The 20,752-nt window shown below is 61.3% G+C and carries 19 protein-coding genes and 4 pseudogenes; 13 read left to right on the forward strand and 10 right to left on the reverse strand.

Annotated elements, in window-relative coordinates; translation table 11 throughout:
* Positions 1–476: TRAP transporter substrate-binding protein (locus ACOZKU_RS03490; protein WP_421577680.1), on the reverse strand; the 476-nt coding region annotated here is incomplete at its 3' end.
* Positions 477–756: 280 nt separating this feature from the next.
* Between ACOZKU_RS03490 and ACOZKU_RS03495 the strand changes: the two genes are divergently transcribed.
* The 7 genes and pseudogenes from ACOZKU_RS03495 to ACOZKU_RS03525 all read left to right on the forward strand — a co-directional run bounded on the left by ACOZKU_RS03495 (position 757) and on the right by ACOZKU_RS03525 (position 7,045).
* Positions 757–1,611 (forward strand): transketolase, encoded by an 855-nt coding sequence (locus ACOZKU_RS03495; RefSeq protein ID WP_421577681.1) that lies wholly within the window; start codon positions 757–759, stop codon positions 1,609–1,611.
* 13 nt (positions 1,612–1,624) lie between these two features.
* Entirely contained in the window at positions 1,625–2,671 is a 1,047-nt protein-coding gene (locus tag ACOZKU_RS03500) for a transketolase family protein (RefSeq protein ID WP_421577682.1), read from the forward strand.
* 63 nt (positions 2,672–2,734) lie between these two features.
* Entirely contained in the window at positions 2,735–3,493 is a 759-nt protein-coding gene (locus ACOZKU_RS03505; protein ID WP_421577683.1) for an SDR family NAD(P)-dependent oxidoreductase, read from the forward strand.
* A gap of 53 nt (positions 3,494–3,546) precedes the next feature.
* Positions 3,547–4,371, forward strand: coding sequence for a sugar phosphate isomerase/epimerase family protein (locus tag ACOZKU_RS03510; RefSeq protein ID WP_421577684.1), 825 nt, complete (start codon positions 3,547–3,549; stop codon positions 4,369–4,371).
* A gap of 77 nt (positions 4,372–4,448) precedes the next feature.
* Positions 4,449–6,185, forward strand: a complete 1,737-nt coding sequence (gene dhaL / locus ACOZKU_RS03515; RefSeq protein ID WP_421577685.1) for a dihydroxyacetone kinase subunit DhaL — start codon at positions 4,449–4,451, stop codon at positions 6,183–6,185.
* A 355-nt stretch (positions 6,186–6,540) separates the two neighbouring features.
* Positions 6,541–6,687, forward strand: a pseudogene (locus ACOZKU_RS03520) (helix-turn-helix domain-containing protein); the annotation flags it as partial.
* Positions 6,688–6,895: 208 nt separating this feature from the next.
* On the forward strand, positions 6,896–7,045 hold the full coding sequence (locus ACOZKU_RS03525; protein WP_421577686.1) for a hypothetical protein: 150 nt from the start codon (positions 6,896–6,898) through the stop codon (positions 7,043–7,045).
* A 450-nt stretch (positions 7,046–7,495) separates the two neighbouring features.
* Here the strand turns inward: ACOZKU_RS03525 and ACOZKU_RS03530 are convergent, their stop codons facing one another.
* From ACOZKU_RS03530 to ACOZKU_RS03560, 7 genes and pseudogenes are all read right to left on the reverse strand, one after another.
* Positions 7,496–7,909, reverse strand: a complete 414-nt coding sequence (locus tag ACOZKU_RS03530) for a type II toxin-antitoxin system VapC family toxin (protein ID WP_421577687.1) — start codon at positions 7,907–7,909, stop codon at positions 7,496–7,498.
* The gene (locus ACOZKU_RS03535) at positions 7,906–8,154 is read right to left on the reverse strand and encodes a type II toxin-antitoxin system VapB family antitoxin (protein WP_421577688.1); all 249 of its coding nucleotides are present in this window, start codon (positions 8,152–8,154) and stop codon (positions 7,906–7,908) included. The genes ACOZKU_RS03530 and ACOZKU_RS03535 overlap by 4 nt, the downstream gene beginning before the upstream one ends.
* Before the next feature lie 306 nt (positions 8,155–8,460).
* Complete coding sequence (locus ACOZKU_RS03540) at positions 8,461–9,696, reverse strand: arginine deiminase (protein ID WP_421577689.1); 1,236 nt, start codon at positions 9,694–9,696, stop codon at positions 8,461–8,463.
* 15 nt (positions 9,697–9,711) lie between these two features.
* The gene (locus tag ACOZKU_RS03545; protein ID WP_421577690.1) at positions 9,712–11,145 is read right to left on the reverse strand and encodes a basic amino acid/polyamine antiporter; all 1,434 of its coding nucleotides are present in this window, start codon (positions 11,143–11,145) and stop codon (positions 9,712–9,714) included.
* Positions 11,146–11,318: 173 nt separating this feature from the next.
* The gene (locus tag ACOZKU_RS03550) at positions 11,319–12,332 is read right to left on the reverse strand and encodes an AI-2E family transporter (RefSeq protein WP_421577691.1); all 1,014 of its coding nucleotides are present in this window, start codon (positions 12,330–12,332) and stop codon (positions 11,319–11,321) included.
* A gap of 206 nt (positions 12,333–12,538) precedes the next feature.
* Positions 12,539–13,236 (reverse strand): annotated as a pseudogene (gene istB / locus ACOZKU_RS03555) (IS21-like element helper ATPase IstB).
* A 73-nt stretch (positions 13,237–13,309) separates the two neighbouring features.
* Positions 13,310–13,671: pseudogene (locus ACOZKU_RS03560) on the reverse strand (IS21 family transposase); the annotation flags it as partial.
* Positions 13,672–13,735: 64 nt separating this feature from the next.
* Between ACOZKU_RS03560 and ACOZKU_RS03565 the strand changes: the two are divergent.
* A complete protein-coding gene (locus ACOZKU_RS03565) occupies positions 13,736–14,023 on the forward strand; it encodes an ABC transporter substrate-binding protein (protein WP_421577692.1) in 288 nt (95 codons plus the stop codon).
* Positions 14,024–14,153: 130 nt separating this feature from the next.
* On the opposite strand, the gene ACOZKU_RS03570 is transcribed toward ACOZKU_RS03565, so the two are convergent.
* Positions 14,154–15,467: a glutamine synthetase gene (locus ACOZKU_RS03570; RefSeq protein ID WP_421577693.1), complete on the reverse strand. Its 1,314-nt coding sequence runs from the start codon at positions 15,465–15,467 to the stop codon at positions 14,154–14,156.
* Positions 15,457–16,353: a MurR/RpiR family transcriptional regulator gene (locus tag ACOZKU_RS03575; RefSeq protein ID WP_421577694.1), complete on the reverse strand. Its 897-nt coding sequence runs from the start codon at positions 16,351–16,353 to the stop codon at positions 15,457–15,459. Before ACOZKU_RS03575 ends, ACOZKU_RS03570 begins: the two co-directional genes overlap by 11 nt.
* A 157-nt stretch (positions 16,354–16,510) precedes the next feature.
* Here ACOZKU_RS03575 and ACOZKU_RS03580 point away from each other — a divergent pair, with 157 nt between their 5' ends.
* The 5 genes and pseudogenes from ACOZKU_RS03580 (at position 16,511) to ACOZKU_RS03600 (ending at position 20,749) form a co-directional block, all read left to right on the forward strand.
* Positions 16,511–17,317 carry an N-formylglutamate amidohydrolase gene (locus ACOZKU_RS03580; protein WP_421577695.1) on the forward strand — a complete coding sequence of 269 codons (807 nt, stop codon included), beginning with the start codon at positions 16,511–16,513 and terminating at the stop codon, positions 17,315–17,317.
* Positions 17,317–17,967, forward strand: coding sequence for an isochorismatase family cysteine hydrolase (locus ACOZKU_RS03585; RefSeq protein ID WP_421577696.1), 651 nt, complete (start codon positions 17,317–17,319; stop codon positions 17,965–17,967). Before ACOZKU_RS03580 ends, ACOZKU_RS03585 begins: the two co-directional genes overlap by 1 nt.
* 124 nt (positions 17,968–18,091) lie before the next feature.
* Positions 18,092–19,264: an ABC transporter substrate-binding protein gene (locus tag ACOZKU_RS03590; protein WP_421577697.1), complete on the forward strand. Its 1,173-nt coding sequence runs from the start codon at positions 18,092–18,094 to the stop codon at positions 19,262–19,264.
* Between the two features lie 51 nt (positions 19,265–19,315).
* Positions 19,316–20,038 (forward strand): annotated as a pseudogene (locus tag ACOZKU_RS03595) (ABC transporter ATP-binding protein); the annotation flags it as partial.
* A gap of 3 nt (positions 20,039–20,041) precedes the next feature.
* Positions 20,042–20,749, forward strand: a complete 708-nt coding sequence (locus tag ACOZKU_RS03600) for an ABC transporter ATP-binding protein (protein WP_421577711.1) — start codon at positions 20,042–20,044, stop codon at positions 20,747–20,749.
* Positions 20,750–20,752: the final 3 nt, after the last annotated feature.

The following is a 20,752-nucleotide window of genomic DNA, read 5'->3' on the forward strand; positions in this document are numbered from 1 at the left end:
AAGTCATCCGGCGCCATGATCGGCTTCTTGGAATTGGACACTTCGCGAATGCCGTTGTTCCACCACGCGAGAATATAGATGCCCTGTTTTTCCGCCGCAGCCGCGATCTTGTCGCCGACAGGGCCGTCCATCACGGTCTCGGCCTGCTCTAGGTTCTGGAAGAGGAACGGAAGGCCGAGGAGGCCGATCTCAGGCACGACGGCCGAGGTGGTGCCCTGCGAATTCGCCGAGGACGCAATGGTGCCAAGGCGCATGTTGGTGATGGTCTCGGCGTCGTCGCCGAACTGCGCGGCACCGCCGACGTCGACCTGAAGGCGGCCGCCCGACTTTTCCTTGACAATCTCGGCGAACTTCAGCGAGGCGACATCCTTTGGATTGCCGGCGCCTGCATTGTGAGACAGCTGGAACGTCTGGGCATTGGCCGTGCTGGCGCAGAACGCAAAGGCAACGGCTGTCAACAGATGGCGAAATTTCATTGTCACTCCTCCCTAAGGCGTGGGTTTATCCGCGAATAGGGAAGCCTCCGGTGCTGCATGCCGTTTCGCCAGCCTAATGCCTACCTGCGGCAAGGGGGTGGTGCGCCATGCAGCGGAACGTCCTCCTCGCCCGCTTCATGAGGCTCGCTTATCTGGGTGCGAACGTCATCTAAGTTTTCCTTAACAACTCGTTCGAATAACTTAATTGATAGCCGGTTCTTTCCACGTCAGTAGTGAAGATCGTTGGCGCCGTGATGCGCTGGACGAGACGGGAGGAGTCATGACTATTCAGGCCACGACGGCATCGCTGTCGAACATGAGCCTTGCGCGCCGCGCTTGGGAAATCCGCCGCAAGGCCATTCGCATGGGCGAGGTACAGGGGCAGGGATATGTCGGGCAGGCACTCGGCATTGCCGACGTTCTCTCGGTCTCCTATTTCCACGCGCTGACATACCGGCCGGGCGACCCCGAATGGGAGGGTCGCGACCGCTTTCTCCTTTCCATCGGCCACTATGCGATCGCGCTTTACTCCGCGCTGATTGAGGCCGGCATCCTGCCCGAGCAGGAGCTCGAGACCTACGGGACGGATGATAGCCGCCTGCCGATGTCCGGCATGGCAGCCTATACGCCCGGCATGGAGATCACCGGTGGGTCGCTCGGTCAGGGGCTGGGCATCGGCGTCGGCATGGCGCTCGGCCTCAAGGCCAAGAAGAACCCGGCCTTCGTCTATAACCTCATGTCCGATGGCGAACTCGGTGAGGGCTCCATCTGGGAAGCCGCCATGTCGGCGGCCCATCACAAGCTGGACAATCTCGTCTGCATCGTCGATTTCAACGACCAGCAGGCCGACGGAAAGTCGACGGACATGCTGTGCTCCGAGCCGCTCGGCGACAAGTGGGCCTCCTTCGGCTGGCATGTCCAGCGCGTGGATGGCAACGACATCGCCGCGCTCGTCGCGGCTTTCGATGCTGCCCGCGACCTCAAGGAGGCCAAACCCCGCGTCATCATCTGCGACACGATCATGTGCAAGGGCGTGCCCTTTCTCGAACAGCGCGAGATCACGCATTTCGTGCGGGTCGAGGCGGACGAGTGGCAGAAGGCGCTCGCCGTTCTCGATGCGAACCGGCCGGAATGAGGGAGGATCAGCCATGAGCGCCACGCATAAATACGACCCGCACCGCAAGTGGGAAGCCCGCACGCCGCCGAAGCCCGGCGAAGGCGGACGCACGTCGGCAATGATCGCCTCGCTGGCTGCCGAAGGCTATGAGACGGTTTCCGCGCCCTTCGGCTGCGCCCTGGTAGAGGAAGCGAAGAAGAACGACCGCATCGTCGGCCTCACCGCCGATCTTTCGAAATATACCGACCTTCATATCTTCGCCCAGGCTTTTCCCGAACGGTTCTACCAGATGGGGATGGCCGAGCAGGTGATGATCTCGGCGGCTGCCGGCATGGCGCGTGAGGGCTTCATTCCGTTCGCCACCACCTATGCCGTTTTCGCCTCGCGCCGCGCCTATGACTTCATCGCCATGGCCATCGCCGAGGAGTATGTGCCGGTCAAGATCGTCTGCGCCCTGCCGGGCCTGACGACCGGTTACGGGCCGAGCCACCAGGCAACAGAAGACCTCGCGATCTTCCGCGGCCTGCCCAACCTGACTATCGTCGATCCGTGCGATGCCATCGATGTGATGGAAGCCGTTCCCGCCATCACGGCGCATGAAGGGCCGGTCTATATGCGCCTGCCGCGCGGCAAGGTGCCGTCCGTCATCCGCCGGCATTGCCCGGACTATAAATTCGAGCTCGGCAAGGCCAAGCTTCTGCGAGACGGCAAGGACGTGCTCGTTATCGCCTCGGGCTTCATGACGATGCGGGCGCTTGATGCGGCCGTCGAACTGGAAGCGCAGGGCATATCCGCAGCGGTGCTGCATTGCCCGACGATCAAGCCGCTGGACACCGAGACGATCCTCGCGGAAGCCGGCAAGGGCGGACGTCTGGTCGTCACGGCGGAAAACCACACGAAGGTCGGCGGTCTCGGCGAGGCGGTCGCCTCGACGCTGCTGACGCATGGCGTGACACCCGCCTTCCGCATGATCGGCCTGCCGGACCAGTTTCTCGATGCCGGTGCGCTTCCGACCTTGCATGATCGCTACGGCATCTCGACCGCCGCCATGATCACGCAGATCCGCGGCTGGCTTTGACTTTCATTTCAACGAATTGCGCCCCGGCAGAAGGCCGGGCGCGGCTATCAAGGGAGAAACCTCATGGCTACTGCTCTGCTTCAGGGCAAATTCGCCATTGTCACCGGCGCGGCATCCAAGCGCGGTCTCGGCAAGGCGACGGCGAAGCTCTTCGCCGAACACGGCGCGACCGTCGCGATCCTCGACCTCGACGAGGGGGCCGCAAAGGAGGCTGCCGCCGATCTCGGTCCGCAGCATGTCGGTATGGCGTGTGACGTCACCGATCTCGAAGGCGTGAAGAAAGTCTTCGACGCGCTGGCCGCCAAGTGGGGCCGGATCGATATCCTCGTCAACAATGCCGGCATCACCCAGCCGTTGAAGATCATGGACATCGCGCCGAAGAACTACGACGCGGTCCTCGACGTGAACCTGCGCGGCACGCTTTATTGCAGCCAGGCGGTCATTCCGCACATGCGTTCGCGCAAGGAAGGCAAGATCGTCAACCTGTCGTCGGTTTCCGCGCAGCGTGGCGGGGGCATTTTCGGTGGTCCGCACTACTCCGCCGCCAAGGCCGGCGTGCTGGGCCTCACCAAGGCGATGGCGCGTGAACTGGCGCCCGACAACGTCCGCGTCAATGCGATCTGCCCGGGCTTCATCGCCACCGACATCACCGGCGGAATGCTGACGCCGGAAAAGCTGGAGGAGATCAAGCTCGGCATCCCGATGGGCCGCGCCGGGATGGCGGACGACGTCGCGGGCTGCGCGCTGTTCCTCGCCTCGGATCTCTCGGCCTATGTCACAGGCTCCGAAGTCGATGTGAACGGCGGCTCGCTCATTCATTGATCCTGCCGGCCGGCGCGTTTCGACGTGCCGGCCCCGCATCCGAGGAAGAAGGCATGAAACTGGGATTGGGAAGCTACGCCTTCCGTTGGTCGATCGGTATCAAGAATCTGCAGCCAGCGCAGCCGATGACGGCGATGGAAGTGCTGGAGATCGCCCATCAGCACGGCCTGTCGCTTGTGCAATATGCCGATAACCTGCCGCTGGACCGGCTGACGGCGGAAGAACACCTCGCCCTCAAGGCACGCGCCGACAGCTACGGCATGGCGCTGGAACTCGGCACGCAGTCCTTCGATGCGGAAGAACTCGCCCGCTACATTCCCATCGGCGAGCGCATCGGTTCGAAAATCCTGCGGGTGGCGCTCGATGCCGAGGATGCGCTGATCCCCGTGCCGGAGCTTGCTGCGCAAATCCGGGACCTGCTGCCTGACGGCAAACGTGCCGGTTTGCGTTTTGCCATCGAAAACCACTTCAACTATCCATCGCCGCGCATGGTCGAGCTTCTCGATGCGGTCGCCGACGATGCGCTCGGCGTCTGCCTCGACGTCGCCAATTCCATCTGCGCTGGTGAATGGCCGATGACCACGGTGAAGATGCTGGCGCCCTACACGATCAACCTGCATCTCAAAGACTACGAGATCACTCCGGATCCTTACGGCGTCGGTTTCCGCATCCACGGCATGCCCTTGTCGGAGGGCAGGGCCGAAATCGAGGAAATCCTGGCAGCGCTCGCCCATTGCCCTGACGACATGAGCGTCATCCTCGAACATTGGCTGCCGCAGTCCGACGACATGAAGGCCACGCGGCAAATGGAACATATCTGGCTTGGCCGCACCGTTGCCGCCGCCAAGCGGCTGGTACCGGGCAACCATAACGTCTAGAGCCCGTTCGGGCGGAATAACGGTGAGGCCATCACTGGCCGGAGGGGACGACGTGCGTCCGGCAGGAGGAGAACGCCATGACGATCAAGACGAAGAAGCTCATCAATGCGCCCGAGGATATCATCCCGGAATTCATCGAGGGCCTTGTCAGCGCCTGGCCGGATCTCCTGACGGTGGAAGGCCCGACAGGCAGGGCCGTGGTGGCGCGGCACGGGCCGCGCGACGGCAAGGTGGGCATCGTCATCGGTGGCGGATCGGGCCACGAACCGGCCTTTGCCGGCTATGTCGGACGCGGCCTTGCAGATGCGGCGGCCGTCGGCAATGTCTTCGCTTCTCCTTCGCCGCAGCAGATCCTGGATGCCGGACGCGCGGCCGATGGCGGCGCGGGCGTCGTGTTTCTCTACGGCAACTACACGGGCGACGTGCTGAACTTCACCATGGCGGCGGAAGAGCTGGCGGGCGAGGGGACGCCAGTGCGTCACGTCGCGGTGACCGATGACATTGCCTCCGCACCTTTCGCGCGGCGGGAAGAACGCCGCGGTGTCGCCGGGGATTTCTTCGTCTTCAAATGCGCGGGCGCTGCCGCCGACCTGGGCGAGCCGCTTGAGCGGGTCGAAGCGCTGGCACGCCTTGCCAACAAGAAGTGCCGCTCCATGGGCGTCGCGCTCGGGGCCTGCTCGCTGCCGCAGACGGGGACGCCGAATTTCGAGATCGGGCCGGAGGATATGGAAATCGGCATGGGAATCCATGGCGAGCCGGGCATGCGCCGCGTGCAGCTTGCCAGCGCAGATGCCGTCGTCGACATCCTGATGGAACCGATCCTCGCGGAACTGGAGCTTCGCGAGGGCGACCGCGTCGCCGTGTTGGTCAACGGGCTCGGCGCGACGACGCAGCTCGAACTGGTCGTGCTGTTCCGCCGCGTGCACCATATTCTCGCGGAGAAGGGAATTCACATCCAAGCCCGCTGGGTCGGTGAATATGCGACCTCGCTGGAAATGGCGGGGGCTTCCGTCACCATCCTCAAGCTTGACGATACGCTGATACGCCTTCTCGATCATCCGTGCCGCACGCCCGCGCTGACGGTCGGGATGGAGCCGGCTCCGCTTGCGGCTGCAAAACGCAGCGTGCGTCAGGTGCAGACAAAAAAGACTGCGGTCAAGCAAGACCGTACTCTGCTGCAGACGGAGGGAAGCATTGCGCCGGCTCGGTTCCGCTCCATGATGGCCGATGTCGCGAGCGCCATCCGAGAGAAACGCGATTGGCTTTCGGAGCTTGACGGCGTCATCGGCGACGGCGATCACGGCGTCACCATGGATATCGGCTGGACGGCCGTGAACGCCGCTCTGTCCGAACTGGCAGCGGATGCGCCGATCTCCGAGACTTGCGACGTGATCGCCCAGGCCTTCCTGACGGCGGTCGGCGCTTCGTCGGGACCGCTTTACGCCAGCGCTTTTCAAAACGCCGGCGCGGCCGTTTCCGAACGGCTTAATCTCGATGGCCCGGCCATGGCCGCTTGGATCAAGGGTATGGGCGACGGCATCCTGTCGCGCGGCGGTGCCAAGCCGGGCGACAAGACCATGCTCGACGCATGGGTGCCGGCCGGCAAGGCGGCGGTCCTTGCCGCCGGCGACGGCGCGGATGAACGTGCTGTCTTGCAGGCCGCGGCGGACGCGGCGCGCGCCGGAATGGACGAGACCGCGACATTCGAAAGCCGCAGGGGCCGTTCGGCGAAACTGGGCGCGCGTTCGCTCGGGCATATCGACCCGGGCGCTGCTTCCGCTGCGCTCATCCTCGGAGCGATGCTGAAAACCTGAAACGCGCGTGGCATGCGGACGAGACGTCTTTCACCAGCCCAGCGCTGGCCGGCGTCAGGGTTGCAGGCCGGCCATTGGACCAGTTGCTTAGTCGCGCGCTGCTGTCATCCTGGATTCGCAAAAACCCCGATTAAGGCGATACCTGTTTCTCTGACATTTGCAACGCGGCAAAAATAGAAGGTTTTGCGACAGCTGTTCAGCCACGATGGCATGGTGAGCTGCCTTGATTCAAAATTTAATCGTATATGTTCCATAATCTATCTTATGTGATCTGCGAATTGCCGCGGGGTGGGTTCAAGTATGAAGTGCGACTTACGAATGATGCCAATGGGTTATCAGTCGCAAGGGCGCTGTCATGAAACGCACCTACTCCCATCTTGATCTGAACGAACGCCGCAGGATCGCCCGCTGGCGCCACGCCGGCCTGAGCATCGATATCATCGCGAAGAAACTTGGACGTCATCGCTCGACGATCTTCCGCGAGGTTCGGCGCAAAGTCTATATCGCTCCAACTCAAGGAGATGACCAGGGCAAGCTCGGCGCTAAGCCGCACGCGTTGGATAGCTGGACTGATGAACAGGATGCCACGGCGAAAACGCTGGCGTCGGCTTAGCCCCGTTTCATCGCTAGGCAGCTTCTGGGGCTTGATGTGGGCCTATTGGCTTTCAGAGCGCTGGCGAGAGGCCTAGATCCTGACATTCGGCATTCTGTTGCTCGCCGGCCTGTCGGCGCAAGCCAGCGTCTGGTTCGCCCTGACGTCCGGCGAACTCATCAACAAGATCGCCTACTTCCATCATCCAACGGCGCCGACGACACCTTCGGCCCTGCTGGCCACTGCGGCGACGCTCGCCGCGCGATAGTGCGGGACGCCGGCTTCACGGCGGCTTAGAGCCAGGCGGCAACACGCAGGATCGGGTTTTCCGATAGCCGCATGATGCCGAATGCAAACCCAGCGCAACGCCGAAGGCGAGGGCATCCGAGCCGCGGCCGGCGTAGTGTACGATGTTCCGGGAGATGCCACGAGAAGCTCCATGGCATATACGTCCGCCGAACAGGCGAATTGTTAGATCGTCTCGCGGCTGCACCACTTGTGGGGGCAGCTGGAAGTCCACCGGTTTGCAAAGTAGAAATGCCATTGTCAGTGCTCTACGGCACGGCTGCCCTTGATCCGTTTCGGCGGCAGGTAGGGACAGTGCAAAGGATCAGCGCCGACGAGGCCGACGGCCTGGATACTTCCGCATGATCCGATGCGTCTCCTCCGTCACGGTAGGTTAAGGTTTCAGGGGATTCTGACTAAAAGCTCCCTGAGCTCAGAACGACCAAGGATCGATCAGGTCCAGGCCGGTCCCGGCGAAATCGCGAACGTTGCGGGTGGCAAGGCGGCCGCCGTTGACGCGGGCGATGGCGGCGATCATGCCATCGGGCACCGACATGACGCGACCTCCCCGCGCCGCCTCGCCCATGATTTCGCCATAGGCCAGGGCCGCCTCTTCCGTGAGTGCGAAAATGCGGTCGGCAAAGCGGCGGCGCCAGTCGTCGAGGCCCTGGCCCAGCCGGTCGGCGCGCTGGTCCGACCTTGTCTTCTCGATGCCATAGGCGATTTCGGCGATCGTCACAGTCGGAAGCGCAAGCTCCGCGTCAAAACGCTCGAGCCAGGCGATCACCGGCTCCGCCGGGGCCTTCTTCAGCGTTTCCGACACGACATTGGTATTAAGGAAGATCAAAGGTCTGGCCCCGCATGCGGCGTGCGCTGCGCGCGGATCACCGCTTCGAGATCGAGATCGGTGCCGAAACTGGCGGAAACCCGGCGATAGAAGCTCTTTGCCGGCTCCCGTCCGGTCTCGCGCGCACTATAGGCCTCGAGCGCGCGCTCGACGATGTCGGCGATCGAGCGGTTTTCCCGCCGCGCAAGACGGTGCGCGAGGTCACGGGCGCGGGCGCTGCGGACGGAAAGCTGTGGTTCAACCATGGCAAAACTCCTTTCACCGAATATGGGCCGAAGCACGCTGCCATCAAGATGGCAGATGATGGCAGACGATCACCGGCGGTTTCTCCAGCGCCTGCATCATCGGATAGACACTGAAGACGGTGGCGGGCGAGGACTATCAGATCAATCCTAATCTTGCTTCGCCTAACGTTCGCCGAGCTGGCGAAGATGCATGTTCGGACCGACCGGCCCACAGAGGTCGCCAGAAAAAGACCTCGCGTGCGAGATTTCTCAATCCCAACCGGCCGGTCGGCTTAGCAGCGCCGTCACTAATTGATCCGGCCATTACTAATAGTCGACCGCATCGCGGAGTATCGGACACGTCATGCAATGACCACCGCCGCGGCCACGGCCGAGTTCAGAGCCGTCGATGGTTATTACCTCGATTCCCGCCTTCCGAAGGAGCGTGTTTGCGTAGGTGTTGCGGTCATATGCGAAGACGACGCCGGGCGAGGCGCAAACGAGATTAGCGCCCGAATCCCATTGTGTTCGCTCGCGCATATAATCGTTGCCGCCAGTCTCAACGACCCGGAGCTGCTTCAACCCCAAGGCTTCACGCACCGTCTCGATCAAGCCCTTGTCCTTGCTAAGCACGATTCCCCCCTTCCCGTCTGGGCGATAGGAGAAGCACTCGATGCCGTTAACGATATCGGGATAGGTCAGCACGCAGTCGCGGTCAGCGAAGGTGAATACTGTATCAAGATGCATAGCCGCGCGAAGTTTGGGCATGGCTGCGATGATGACGCGCTCCGCCGCGCCAGCCTCGAACAAAGCCCCGGCGACTTGGCTGATAGCCTGCCGCGACGTGCGTTCGCTCATGCCGATCAGAACGTTGCCCTTGCCAATAGGCATGACGTCGCCACCCTCAAGTGTGGCCATGCCCCAATTCTTTGTCGGATCTCCCCACCAGACGTTCACCTGGTCAGCAAAGTCTGGATGGAATTTATAAATTGCGGTCGTCAGCAGAGTTTCTTCATGTCGCGCCTGCCAGAATAGCGGATTGAGCGTGACGCCGCCGTAAATCCAGCAGGTGGTGTCGCGCGTATAGAGCGTGTTGGGGAGCGGCGGGAGGAGATATTCGTTCACACCCGCTGCGTCGCGGATAAGCGCAAGTGTCTCGCCACCGATAGTCTCAGGAAACTCGCTGGTGGAAAGGCCGCCAATTAGGGTTTCCGCCAATTGCCGGGAGGACAGTCCTTCGAGATAAGAACGCACCTCCGCAACGAACCCAAGTCCAACCATGTTCGGGACGACCTGCTGATCCAGAACCCATTTCCTTGCCTCTGATATCGCCATCGTTTCCGCGAGCAAGTTATGCATCTCGAGAACTTCGACGCCCCTGTCCCGCATTTTGGTCACGAAGTCAAAGTGATCTCTTTTGGCCACGTCAACCCAAAGGACATCATCAAACAAGAGGGTATCGCAATTGCTCGGTGTTAGCCGCTGATGCGCGCGCCCGGGCGCGCACACCAAAACCTTGCGCAGTTGTCCCACTTCGGAATGAACGCCAAATCCACTCGCCACGATTGTGCTCCCCGTTTAGATGATGATCGTTCCCGTCAGAATGCCCGCGAGGCCAGCGATCGCCGCGACAACGGTGACGCAAAAGACCAACAGTTCTGCCCGAGAGAATACTTTGGCTCTCTGCTCCTGTCTCGCCCACAAATAAAGGACGGTGCCAGCACAGTAGAGGATTGCAACAAGCAGTACGTATTCGAGGCCTGCGGCGACGAACATAAACAGCGTGTAGATCGCCGCGACGGCGGCGATAACTTGATCCCGCCTTCGAGGATGCTGCGTGCCCTCATACGCCACCCCGCTTCGCGCCAACAGGATTCCGTAGCCAGCCACGAGCAGGTAGGGCAAAAGCGACGTCACACTGGTCATATCCAGCATGAGGTTGAAGGCATCTCTCGACCAGTAAGTCGAGACGACGAATAGGGAGACAACGCCGTTTGTCAGCCACAGGGCATTAGCTGGCACGCGATTACCGTTTTGAGCGGAGAATATCCTCGGCATATCTCCCGATCGCGCTGCAGCGAACAGAACCTCTGCGCAAATTAGTGACCAGGCAAGATATGCGCCGAGAACCGAAACCAAAACCCCGACGGAGATGAAAACGGCTCCCCAGTGCCCAACGATCAGTTCCATCGCCCCTGCGAGGGAAGGATTTGTGACCGCAGCAAGGTGGGCCCGTGGCGCGATCGCGTACGGGAAAATGGTCACAGCGACCATCAGACCCGTCACGGCCACGAAGCCAAGGATAGTTGCCGTGCCTACATCGGCGCGGGTGCGCGCATAGCGTGAATAGACGCTGGCACCTTCAATGCCAAGGAAAACGAAAACGGTGATCAACATTGTGTCCCGCACCTGCTGCAGCAGCGTTTTCTCGGGCATCTCTAAACCGCCGAAGAAGTTCTCGGCGAATTGGTCGTAGTGGAAATAGAACATGAAGGCCAAAATCGCGACGATAATCGGTACGATCTTGGCAACTGTCACCACCATGTTAATAAAGGTCGCCTGCTCAACGCCACGCAGGATCATGAAATGGAACGACCAGATCCCAACTAGCGAGACGATGATCGAGAAGGCGCTGCTGCCGTCTCCGAATAAATCCGGAAAAAAACGCCCGAGCGTTGAGCCGATCAGCACCCAATAAAAGACGTTACCGAGGCAGCTTCCCAACCAGTATCCGAACGCGGACAGGAAGCCCATATAATCGCCGAACCCCGCCTTGGCGTAGGCAAACACACCGGAATCTATTTCAGGCCTTCGTTCGGCCAGGGTCTGGAAGACACGGGCCAGCATATACATGCCGGTGCCGGCAATGGCCCAGGCAATCATCGCTCCGAAGGGGCCAGTGGCCGTGGCAAAGCGACCGGGAAGGTTGAATATACCCGCTCCCACCATGGAGCCAACCACCATCGCCGTCAGTGCAAAAAGAGAAAGTTTCGACACCGCCTGCTCGTTCACCACGCCCTCCGTCATACAATAACTGAATTATCGTTGGGACTTAGCTTCATCTGATACAGAGCGTAGCAGGCATCATCGACAACTCAATAGCGCAAGTGCATGACGGTTACATGTTTTGCATTAGATTCATGCCGGTGGCCAAGACTGGTACAGTCGAGATCGCATACCGATAGTTATGCAGAACCATCGGTATGCGGAGCTGGTTCCGCGGCCATCAATCGGGCCATCCAGCGCGTTGAAGATACTTGGTCGGTAAATGAGACTACGGCGATGGCGATAGGTACCCCAATAAACGTGCCGTATATTCCCCAGATAAAGGTCCAGAGGAAAATGGCGACCAGAATAACGAAGGGTGACAGCTGGAGGGCATCGCCGGATACTCTCGGCTCGATGTAATTCCCAATAACGAACTGATTGATGGTTAGCAAAGCGAAAGCAAAGACGGCTAGGCCGGGGTCTCCCATATGCGCCAGAATGAACAATGACGGGAAAACAGTCGCGATCAGCGGACCGATGAACGGAATGAAGTTGAACACAAAACCGATGACGCCCCACTCTACTGGGAAGGGAATCCTGGTTGCCAAGGCAAACAACGATATCGCCAAGCCTGTAGCGGCGCTAACCAAGCTTCGAACGACCATATAGCGCCTGAATTTGCGAGCCATGTCGACGCTGCCCCGGATCAGGATCGAGGATACCCCAGACTTTTGAAGGCGCCTGACGCTTCGCTCCATCCGCTCGGCCTCAACCAGCCCAGTCAGCACATAGGCCAATACGACGACCCAAAAACCGGCCGTCTGGCTCATCCGCGACACCAACTGCTGCGCGGTCCGCAAAACGACATTGATGTTGACGCTATCTGCCCACAGAGCGGCAAGCTCGATGCCGCGCTCTTCCAGCCATGTCGCGAAATTCTGGTAGAGCGTCTGGTACTTCGACGCGTTTCCGCTCACCGTGAACCATAGATTGCCGAATGCCCAGGCGGTAATCGAGCTCAGCAGGACGAAGATGACAAGGATGACCGACAGCGTGACCACTGTCGCCAGTGGCTTCCAAAGCCAGTTCTGCAAAATCGACTGGAGGGGCAGCGCAAGCGCTAAAATAAAGATCGCGAGCGTGAGAGGCGTTGTGAAGCTATTGGCGAAGTAGGCACTCCACAATACAAACAAGACCCCGATGACGCTCACCCATACTTCTCTACCCTTGTGACGGGTGTCAGTGTCTGCATCATCAGCAGGTGGCGACATGAGATGGGCTGATTCGTTTCTCACAAGCGACCGCCATTTGTAATCGTGCCTTGCAGCACTGTTGTTGATTGCCACTGAGAACTGACCCGGCGTTTCCACCGAGAATTGACCTGCCTGTTAGGTATGTTTCGGGTCTGCGGTCGTCGTCAAGTTCCTCGTTTCTTCTTTGTCGATTTAGTGTCGTGCGCAGAGCTGTTCTTGAAGCGGAAGCTGTCGTTCCCGGTCTCTAGGAGGTGGCAATGATGCGTGAGCCGGTCCAGCAGCGCTGTAGTCATCTTGGCATCACCAAACACGCTGGCCTACTCGCTGAAGCTCAGGTTGGTGGTGATGATGACGCTGGTTCGCTCATAGAGCTTGCTCAGCAAATGGAACAGCATTGCACCGCCTGACGCGCTGAACGGCAGGTAGCCGAGCTCATCGAGGATGACGAGATCGGAGTGGTCAAGCCGGTCGGCGATCTGCCCAGGCCGTCCTCGCGCTTTCTCCTGCTCCAGCGCATTTACCAGCTCGATGGTCGAGAAGAATCGAACCGTCTTGTGGTAATGCTCTATCGCTTGGACTCCGATCGCATTCGCGACATGCATCTTGCCCGTACTGGGTCCGCCGACCAGACCGATGTTGTTTGCGTCGTCCAGGAAGTTGCAGCGATGAAGCTGTTGCACGAGGGCCTCGTTGATCTCGCTGCTGGCGAAGTCGAAGCATTCAGTTCACGGTAGGCGGGGAAGCGTGCCGTCTTGAGCTGATAGGCAGTCGAGCGAACTTCACGTTCCGCGATCTCCGCCTTTAGGAACTGCGATAGGATTGAAATGGCAACCTCGAACGCCGGCGATCTTTGTTCAGTCAGCTCACCGACGGCTTGTGACATCCCGTGCATCTTCAGTTGCCGCAGCATGATGACGATAGCACCGCTTGCTGGATTATGACGCATGGCGGGCCTCCGTGTTTCTCAGGGCATCGTATCGTTCGACATTGGCATTGGGCTCGTTGATGAGCGTCAAGGCTTGCGGCGCATCGATGGTCAGCGGCGTGAAGGATTTGCCGTCGACAAGGCGATGCAGCAGGTTCAGCACATGCATCTTGTTGGAACACCGGACTTCAGCGCCATATCAACCGCCGACAGGACGGCCTGTTCATTGTGTTGAAGGACGAGCGCCAGGATATCGACCATCTACCGGTCGCCACCCGGCTTCTTGAGCAGGTATTGCTGCAAGGCCGGGAATGCCTCGGGGAGTTCGGCGAACGGTGCGCCATTGCGAAGCGCACTTGGCTTGCGCTCCACGGGCGGCCAGAGCATCGATACACTCGATCCCGCATTTGCGGCAAGCGAGGGGCCCAACACGCTGATGGCGCAGTTCGGCGAGAAACTGTTCGGCGAGAAACTGCTCGGAGTGAATGCCAATGGGGAAATCGTTCCGCGGCTGGCAACCGAATTGGGTTCCTCTAAGGACGCCAAAACCTGGACGTTCAAGATCCGTGAGGGCGTGACCTTCCACGATGGCAAGTCTGTGACGGCCGAGGACGTCGTCGAGACGATGAGACGGACGCGCTCAAGGCTCGCTACCAGGCCACTTCCCCAAGTCGAGGCTCTATCCCGCGTTGCGCGACACGCAGCTCTACCGGGTCGATGTTGAAGGCGTTCAGTTGAACGGCGGCCCGGCGCGCAATGCAAACGACGTTCTGCCGGAGCACATGCGCGTATCGAGGCCAGTTGCAGGGCGCTTGCAGAAACAGCTTCGGCAGATGCCTAGGGCGTGAATCGCGTTAGTAGGCACCCTCGTAGGCTTCGCAAATCTCAGCCTGCGTCTTGCCCGCAAGGTAGGCGATCTCGCCTTTCTTGTGCTTGACGTAAACGTCGGCGAAGCCCTCTGGGAACCAGCCGCAGACCGTCGCATTGCCCTCGAAGCGCTGTAGGGCGGCTTCGAGGGTCTGCGGGAGGCGGACGTAGCCGCGGGCGGCAAGCGCTTCTATGTTGAGAAGCGAGAGGTCCTCCTGCGTTGCCTCCGGCACCGCCAGCCCCTCCTCGATGCCCTGCACGCCGGCATGCACAATCGCGGCAAGCGCCAGATGCGGATTGGCGGCGGCGTCGGCAGCGCGGAACTCGAAATTGAACTGGGCAGCCCGCGCGATATCGCTGATATCCGAGACCGGGCAGATGCGCACGGAGGCCTCGCGGTCACGGAAGCCGAGATTGTTGAAGGCCGCACTCCAGCGGTGCGGAGTGAGCCGCAGGTAGGAGACGACGCTTGGCGCGGTGATGGCGATGATCGAATCGAGATACTTCAGGATGCCGGCGACGAACTTTCCGGCGACATCAGAAAGCTCGTGTTTGCCATCCGGATCGTAGGTGACCGGATTGCCGGCCGAATCCAGCATGCTGATATGCACATGCACGCCGTTGCCGACGCCGGCCGGATCGCGGATCGGCGTGAAGGTCGGATCGTAGCCAAGCTCGCGCGCGACGAGGCCGACGAGTTCGCGGGTGATCAGCGAATGATCGGCGACGGTGACGCCCTTCTGCGGCCCCATCGTCACCTCGAACTGGCCGGCGCCGAACTCCTTGAGGATCGTGTCGGGCATGACGCCCGCAGCGCGCATCGCGGCGATGATCGCCTCGCAGAAATGCCGCTCCTCCTGGAAACCGCTGAGCGTGAAGGCCTTGCCGACCTCGGAGACGAGGTGCTTGATCTGGAATTCGTGCTCGAAAGCGCCGTAGAGCGTGACGCCCGCCACCCTCTCCAACCGCTCAAGGGCGGCTTCGAGGATCGAGCGCGTGCAGAATTCCCACGGCCGGCCGTCGGTATAGCGGATATTGCCGAGCACGAAATTCTCGTTGGGTGCCCCCTCCTCGCTCTCGATGCTGACGCTCGTCGCAGCGTCAGGAATGAGCACGAGATCGCCCAAAGAGCCGAAGGGGCTTTCGGCGATATTGTCGAAGCAGGTGATCTGCACGTTGGTCGGCGTCCAACCGACGCCGCGTTTCAGACGCTTTTCCATCTGCGCCAGCGGAAAGGCCTTGCCGCGCACCTTGCCCGAAAGGTCGCCGCAGCAGGCGACCATCATTTCCTCACGTTTCATCTGCGTCCCCGTTGATCTGGTCATAACCCGGCATCGAAAAGCGGATGCCGTCCCAATCCTTGATGCGTTTCTGCGTCGCTTCCCAATCGGCCTCGGAGACGCGCACGATCAGCGCCTCGACGAGCGCCATGGCGGCCGCCACCGTATCCCAGGCCGTGCCGGCATCGATCGGAAGTGCTACGATATGATCGGCGCTGCGGGCGGCCGGCGACATCCATTTGTCGGTGACGACGACGATCGTCGCACCGCGTTTTTCCACGATCGTCTCGACAAGGCGCGAGAGGCTGAGCTGGTAGCGCCGGAAATCGAAGAGAACGACGACGTCCTTCTTTCGCATACGCAGCACATGCTCCGGCCAGAATTCCGGGTTGTCCGCCATATGGTAGATGCCGCTGCGGATCTGCCGGAGGTGGATCGACAGGAACGCGGCGACATTGTCGCTGACGCGGCCACCAAGCAGGAAGATGTTGCGCGACGGATCGGCGAGCAGGCCGGCAAGGATATCGAACTGCGCCTGCGACACAGTCGCCGCCATTTCCTGCATGACGGCCGAGACCCGCGCGACATATTCCGACAGGAATTCCGAATGGCCGACTGGCTTCTGGCTAGATTTTAGGTCGAGCGGCGAACGCTGCCCTTCCTTCAGCTCTGCGATGAGCTGGCGTTGAAGGTCCTGGAAGCCGTTGCAGCCGATCTTGCTGACGAAGCGGGTGATGGATGGCGCGCTGACGCCGGTTTTCGCCGCCAGCTCCTGGATGCTTTCGAGGCCGGTGAAAGGGTAATCGGCGAGAATGGCGTTGGCGATCTTGCGCTCGCTCGCCGTCAGCATCGCGGTGGCCTCGCGGATCCTTGTGCGGATCGTCGTCGACGATTTTCCATCGCTCATTGGCGTTCGTTCCCGTTGTTGGCGTGAATATTCGCGCCATGAAAAAAAATAGTCAAATGGAAAAATTATGTTGACTATGATCGGAAAATTTCTTTGACTGATTGCTATAGAAGCCAGCGCCCGGCCCCTTGCCGAGCCGCATGACGGATTCCATTCCATGCTCAGGTTCGCAGGTCGCGACACAAACAGATTGCTGCAGGCGGGAGACCCCGATCCTGTGGAATGGATCAATTCCACCGGCGGGTCGCCGATCTTTCTGACCTGCGAGCATGCGGGCCGCGCCGTGCCGCGCGCCCTTGGCGATCTCGGCATTCCGACCGAGGAGATGGAGCGCCATATCGCGTATGACGTCGGCGCCGAGGGCGTCGCGCGCGGCCTTGCAGAATGCCTCGACGCGGCGCTCATCCTCCAGCGCTACAGCCGACTCGTCATCGACTGCAATCGCCCGCTGGAGGCTAAGGACTGCATCGTCACGCAAAGCGACGGCACGGTCGTTCCGGTCAATGCCGATGTCACCGATCCCGAACGCTCCCGCCGCTACGTGGAAATCCACCAGCCGCTGCACGAGGCGATCGCCGTAGCGCTCGACCAGCGCCAGATGAGCGGAACACCGCTCCTTCTCGTTTCCGTGCACAGTTTCACACCAATCATGCGCGCGACCGGCGATGTCCGGGATTTCGAACTCGGGCTACTCTACAATCGCGACGCCCGCCTCGCCGAACGGCTGGCGGAAACCTTCCGCGCCGCCAACCCGGACGTCACCGTCCGGCTCAATGCGCCTTACAACGTCGACGACGTCTCCGATTTCACCATTCCGGTGCACGGCGAGCGGCGTGGCATTCCGCATGTGCTTCTCGAAGTGCGCAACGACCTTATCAACGACGCCCGCGGGCAGCAGGAATGGGCCGACCGCCTGGCCGGCCCCCTGCGCCTTGCGGCAGACAGAATCGAAGGAACCGCCTGATGGCCGCTGACCATCTCACGACCCGCGAAATCCGGCTCGATCCGGCCGCCTCCGCGATCCTCTTCATCGACGTGCAAAATTTTTCCGTGCGTCGCGAGGGCGGCGAGTTCAAGGATGTCTCCGACGCGGATATCGGAGGCAAGTACGGCTACTATTTCAAGCGCATCAACGAGGTGGCGATCCCGAACATGCAGCGCCTGCTTGCCGGCTTCCGCAAGGCCGGCATGGAAGTGCTGCACACGACGATCGAGAGCCTGACGAAGGACGGCCGCGACCGCAGCCTCGACTACAAGATCACCGGCTTCAACGTGCCGAAGGGCTCGTGGGACGGCAAGGTAATCGACGAACTGGAGCCGCTGGAGGACGAAATCGTCTTCCCGAAGAGCTCGTCCAGCGTCTTCGTGTCCACCCATATCGACTACACGCTGCGCAATCTCGGCGTGAAGCAACTCGTACTGTGTGGGCTTCTGACCGACCAGTGCGTGGAATCGGCGATCCGCGACGCCTGCGACCTCAACTATCTGGTGACCCTCGTGCCGGATGCCTGCGGCACCTATTCCGAGGAACGCCACAACACATCACTGAGCGCGATCAAGGGCTATTGCCGGCAGATTTCGACCGACGATCTCTTGAAGGAAATCGGGCAGTAAAACGCCCTGAAACGAACCGACGGGACGGAAACCAGGAGCATTTCAAAGCGGGCCGCAGAATAAAACAAAAAGGCCGGGCCGCTGATCCATTCACTGCCGAAAAGGCACAAAAAGGGGAACGACCATGATGAAGACTTCCAGACTGCTTCTGGCGGCGGCGAGTTTCGTGCTGGCCTCCACCGCGGCCTTTGCCGCTGACGACAAGATCGTGATCGGCGGCGCCCTGTCCATGACGGGCATCCAAGCCCCGCTCGACACGCCCGGATACAACGGCGCGCAGGTCGCCGTGAAATACCTAAACGACAATGGCGGCGTGCTCGGCAAGCAGATCGAGTTTATCAACATCGACGGCAAGTCCGATCCTGTGACGGTCGGCAACGTCGCCGTCGAGCTGATCGACAAGGGCGCGCAGGTCATTGTCGCGCCGTGCGACTTCGATTTCGGTTCGCCGGCCAGCCGCGAGGCGCAGACCGCCAACCTCGTCGGCATCTCTACCTGCGCTTCCGATCCGCTCTATTCCTCCTGGTCGCTCGGCGACAAGCAGTTCACGCTCTCCATGTGGAACACCACGATGGGCGCGACGGCCGCCGACTTCGCCTTCAAGGAAAAGGGCTGGAAAACGGCCTATGTCGTCACCGACCAGTTCATCGCCTACACCAAGTCGCTGTCGAAATACTTCGTCGAGCAGTTCAAGGCGGATGGCGGCGAGATCATTCTCGAAGACACCTACACGAACGGCGACAACAACTTTTCCGCCCAGCTCGCGCGTCTCCAGGCCCTCGGCAAGAAGCCGGACGTGATTTTCGTTTCCTCATACGGCACGGATATCGGCGTGATCATCCGTGCGCTTCGCGAAGTCGGCTACAATGCGCCGATCCTCGGCGGCGATGCCTATGACGACCCGGCTATGCATCAGGCGCTCGGCGAAAAGTTCGGCAACGACGTCTATTTCGTCACGCATACCTGGATGGGAGCGGGAGCGGATCCGGAAATGGAAAAGTTCATCGGCCTCTACAAGGAGATGTTCGGCAAGGATCCGGATACCTCCTTCGTCTCGACTGGCTGGGACACGATCATGATGATCGCCCAGGCGATCACGGCGGCCGGTTCGACCGATGGCGCGGCCGTTGCCAAGGCGCTGGAAGACGGCCAGTTCAAGCTACTCACCGGCGACCTCGACTACGGCACGAACGAGGAAGGCCATGTGCCGAACAAGGCCGCGGCCCTCATCGAGCTCAAGGGCGGCAAGCCGACCTTCGTCGGATGGCGCAGGCCGGAATCCCTGCCGAAGCCCTGATCGCACACTCCGGGCCGGTCTTGCGACCGGCCCATCACCTTCGGAAAAGCCATGTTTGAAACGCGCCTCGCGGTAAACGACGTGTCGGTGGAATTCACCGGCCTTCGCGCCCTCGACCATGTGTCGCTCTCTGTTGCCACCGGCGAGGTCGTCGGCCTGATCGGGCCGAACGGCTCCGGCAAGACGACGCTCATCAACGCCATCACCGGCCAGGTGAAACTGGCAAGCGGCACGATCGCCGCCGGCGACACCCGGCTCTCCGGCCTCTCGCCCCGCCAGATCGCGCTTGAAGGCGTCAGCCGCTCGTTCCAGATCGTCCGTCTGTTCAACACGATGACGGTGCTGGAAAATGTCGAGGCCGCCGCCCTCGCCAAGGGCGCCTCTCTCGCCGTCGCGACCGAGCGCGCAAAAGGCCTGCTCGACGAACTCGGCCTGACGGCCAAGGCGGACGAGCTGGGCGAAAGCCTGAGCTACGGCGACAAGCGCCGCGTGGAAATCGCCCGAGCGCTTGCCGCCGAACCCCGTTTCCTGCTGCTCGACGAGCCGGCCGCCGGCATGAACGACGCGGAGACCGAAACACTACTGCACACGCTGTCCGAGCTGCCGACGAAACGCGGCCTCGGCCTCCTCATCGTCGACCACGACATGGGCCTTATCATGCGCCTCTGCCACCGGCTGCATGTGCTTGCCACCGGCCGCACCATCGCTGAGGGCGATGCCGCCCATGTCCGCAGCCATCCGGCCGTCATCGAGGCCTATCTCGGCAAGGGAGCGACCATGCTTGATGTGCGCGACCTCGCCGTCAGCTACGGCACGATCCGCGCTGTGCGCGGCATCAGCTTCACCGTCGGCAGGGGCGAGCTGGTGAGCCTGCTCGGCGCCAATGGTGCGGGCAAATCCTCGACCATCAAATGCATCGCCGGTGCGCTGAAGGCGTCCGGCGGGTGCATCACGCTCAAAGGCAGGGACATCACGTCGGCAAACCCCGAACAGGTGGTGCGTGCCGGCCTTGCCACCGTGCCGGAAACCCGCGACGTCTTCCCGGACCTAACGGTCGCCGAAAACCTCATGCTCGGCGCCTACATCCACCGCCGCGACCAGGCGGGAAACCGCGAAAACCTCGAACGGCTCCACACCTTGTTCCCGCGGCTTGCGGAGCGCTCGCACCAGCCGGCCGGTACGCTCTCCGGCGGCGAGCAGCAAATGCTCGTCATCGCCCGCGCGCTGATGGCCCGCCCCAGCGTGCTGCTGCTCGACGAACCCTCACTCGGCCTCGCTCCGGCGATCGTCGAGCGCATCTTCGAGATGATCGGGACGCTGAAAAAAGCTGGCCTCACCATCCTGCTCGTCGAGCAGAACGTGAACCAGGCGCTTTCTGTCGCCGACCGCGCCTATGTCATGCGGCTCGGCGCGATCGTCACATCCGGCACGGCCGACGAGATTCGCGCGACCAGCGATCTCAGCGCGCATTATCTGGGAGGCTGACCC

Origin of the sequence: Shinella sp. M31 (assembly GCF_049199205.1) — a bacterium.
Lineage (GTDB): Bacteria > Pseudomonadota > Alphaproteobacteria > Rhizobiales > Rhizobiaceae > Shinella.

What these genes read in the sequence shown, in the direction of transcription:
- ACOZKU_RS03495 (WP_421577681.1), top strand. Translation starts at nt 757, where the DNA reads ATGACTATTCAGGCCACGACGGCATCGCTGTCGAACATGAGCCTTGCG.
- ACOZKU_RS03500 (WP_421577682.1), top strand. Translation starts at nt 1,625, where the DNA reads ATGAGCGCCACGCATAAATACGACCCGCACCGCAAGTGGGAAGCCCGC.
- ACOZKU_RS03505 (WP_421577683.1), top strand. Translation starts at nt 2,735, where the DNA reads ATGGCTACTGCTCTGCTTCAGGGCAAATTCGCCATTGTCACCGGCGCG.
- ACOZKU_RS03510 (WP_421577684.1), top strand. Translation starts at nt 3,547, where the DNA reads ATGAAACTGGGATTGGGAAGCTACGCCTTCCGTTGGTCGATCGGTATC.
- dhaL (WP_421577685.1), top strand. Translation starts at nt 4,449, where the DNA reads ATGACGATCAAGACGAAGAAGCTCATCAATGCGCCCGAGGATATCATC.
- ACOZKU_RS03535 (WP_421577688.1), bottom strand. Translation starts at nt 8,154, where the DNA reads ATGGTTGAACCACAGCTTTCCGTCCGCAGCGCCCGCGCCCGTGACCTC.
- ACOZKU_RS03565 (WP_421577692.1), top strand. Translation starts at nt 13,736, where the DNA reads ATGGCGCAGTTCGGCGAGAAACTGTTCGGCGAGAAACTGCTCGGAGTG.
- ACOZKU_RS03570 (WP_421577693.1), bottom strand. Translation starts at nt 15,467, where the DNA reads ATGAAACGTGAGGAAATGATGGTCGCCTGCTGCGGCGACCTTTCGGGC.
- ACOZKU_RS03575 (WP_421577694.1), bottom strand. Translation starts at nt 16,353, where the DNA reads ATGAGCGATGGAAAATCGTCGACGACGATCCGCACAAGGATCCGCGAG.
- ACOZKU_RS03580 (WP_421577695.1), top strand. Translation starts at nt 16,511, where the DNA reads ATGCTCAGGTTCGCAGGTCGCGACACAAACAGATTGCTGCAGGCGGGA.
- ACOZKU_RS03585 (WP_421577696.1), top strand. Translation starts at nt 17,317, where the DNA reads ATGGCCGCTGACCATCTCACGACCCGCGAAATCCGGCTCGATCCGGCC.
- ACOZKU_RS03590 (WP_421577697.1), top strand. Translation starts at nt 18,092, where the DNA reads ATGATGAAGACTTCCAGACTGCTTCTGGCGGCGGCGAGTTTCGTGCTG.
- ACOZKU_RS03600 (WP_421577711.1), top strand. Translation starts at nt 20,042, where the DNA reads ATGCTTGATGTGCGCGACCTCGCCGTCAGCTACGGCACGATCCGCGCT.